This is a genomic window from Rhabdothermincola sediminis, from assembly GCF_014805525.1.
Taxonomy (GTDB): domain Bacteria; phylum Actinomycetota; class Acidimicrobiia; order Acidimicrobiales; family Acidimicrobilacustridaceae; genus Rhabdothermincola; species Rhabdothermincola sediminis.
This window is the reverse complement of sequence record NZ_JACFSZ010000041.1, coordinates 1-1,810: the sequence shown is the minus strand read 5'-3', so window position 1 is coordinate 1,810 and position 1,810 is coordinate 1. Positions and strand designations below refer to the sequence as shown.

Here is a 1,810-nt window from a genome sequence, read left to right as displayed (position 1 = left end):
TACGCCGCGTCGCGTACGGGTTCACCAACCACGCCAACTTCGAAGCCCGAGGCATCCTCGCCTGCCCCGCCATACGATCATCACCACCGAGACCAGCCACCCTCACCCCATGAAACCGCGCAGTCTCCGATCGATCGGCTCCGCGCCGCTGCGGAAGAAGCGACCAAGGCGACCTCCTACGGTGGGTTGTTGGGGGTGGAGGGTGCGGCTGCCCGGACGTATTTCGGGTCGTTCGCAGCGATGCTTCGGGACGAGCTCGCATCCGTGGGCGCGCCGTTCGCCTTCTCGAATCGGAACCGGCGCCCGCCCCTGGACCCGGTCAACTGCCTGTTGTCGTACCTGTACGGCCTTCTCGTGAAGGAGCTGACCGTCACCCTCTTCACGGTGGGGTTCGACCCGTACCTGGGCTTTTTCCACCGTCCACGCTTCGGCCGGCCAGCGCTCGCCCTCGATCTCGCCGAGGAGTTCAGACCGCTGATCGCAGAGAGTGTGACGATCAATCTCATCAACAACGGGGAGATTCGGAAGACCGATTTCGTCGTACGCGCTGGCGGAGTGTCCCTGACCGCAACGGGGCGGCGGAAGGTGTTGGCGGCCTACGAACGCCGGCTCGATCAGAGGATCAGGCATCCCGTCTTCGGCTACAAGGTCAGCTACCGACGGGTGCTCGAGGTTCAGTCCCGGCTGCTGGCAGCCCACCTGACCGGCGAGGTTCCCGAATACACGGGCTTTATGACGCGATGACCTGGATCGGAGCGGGTGTCAGGGGCCGGGGTCACGGCGGGGGTGGTTTACGGAGCACGCTGATTGATCAGGTAGGTGGCAGTTGACAAGACGAGTCGCGACCTTCGGTCGGCGACGGCACCTCGTCGCGTATGACATCACCGATGATGGTCGACGGACACGGGTGTTCAACACGCTCAACGGTTACGGCCGCCGCATGCAGTACTCCGTGTTCGTCTGCGACCTGTCGGAACAGGAACGCATCCGGATGATCTGGGATCTCGAGGACCTGATCGAGCCATTCGTGGATCGGGTGATGATCGTGGATCTGGGGGATCCGGGGGGGAGGGGTACCTCCTGCTTCAGATTTCTTGGCGCTCCTCCCGATCTTCCAACTGGAGGTGTGGACATCGTCTGAGTCTGATGCGACCAAACCGGCCCTTCGCGTGGGTCTGTGGAGCCCGCCGTTTCACCGGCGGGTGACTGGTTGGAGGGGGGCCGATCGGCGGCCCCCGAGAAAGGCCGCAATGGAGCCCGCCGTTTCACCGGCGGGTGACGTCTGTGTCGGATGCGCGGGTCAGGATCGGCCGGTCAGCGCCGCAATGGAGCCCGCCGTTTCACCGGCGGGTGACCCGCTGCTACCCGACCCCGGCCACGACTCTTAGCCATCGCCGCAATGGAGCCCGCCGTTTCACCGGCGGGTGACGTCTCCCGATGCCAGGCGGCATGCCAACGGTAGGACGCCGCAATGGAGCCCGCCGTTTCACCGGCGGGTGACCCGGGCTGGAAACCGTGTCATCGTCACCGGCCGCGTTGCCGCAATGGAGCCCGCCGTTTCACCGGCGGGTGACCGGCGATCGTCTACCTCGGAGCCGGCCGCATCGACGAGGCCGCAATGGAGCCCGCCGTTTCACCGGCGGGTGACTGCGTCAAGAGTCGCGGGTCAACAGCTGAGTTCTCGAGACTGCGCGGTTTCATGGGGTGAGGGTGGCTGGTCTCGGTGGTGATGATCGTATGGCGGGGCAGGCGAGGATGCCTCGGGCTTCGAAGTTGGCGTGGTTGGTGAACCCGTACGCGACGCGGCGTA

2 protein-coding genes and 1 CRISPR repeat array are annotated in these 1,810 nt (G+C 65.3%); both genes read left to right on the top strand.

Going from position 1 to position 1,810, the window contains the following annotated elements; translation table 11 throughout:
- The coding region (gene cas1, locus HZF19_RS16060) for a CRISPR-associated endonuclease Cas1 (protein WP_208029807.1) at positions 1 to 744 on the top strand (744 nt) is incomplete at its 5' end.
- An 82-nt stretch (positions 745 to 826) separates the two neighbouring features.
- Positions 827 to 1,141 carry a CRISPR-associated endonuclease Cas2 gene (cas2, locus tag HZF19_RS16055; protein ID WP_208029806.1) on the top strand — a complete coding sequence of 105 codons (315 nt, stop codon included), beginning with the start codon at positions 827 to 829 and terminating at the stop codon, positions 1,139 to 1,141.
- Positions 1,142 to 1,171: 30 nt separating this feature from the next.
- A CRISPR array of direct repeats spans positions 1,172 to 1,648; the repeat unit is 36 nt; unit sequence GCCGCAATGGAGCCCGCCGTTTCACCGGCGGGTGAC.
- Between the last annotated feature and the right edge of the window lie 162 nt (positions 1,649 to 1,810).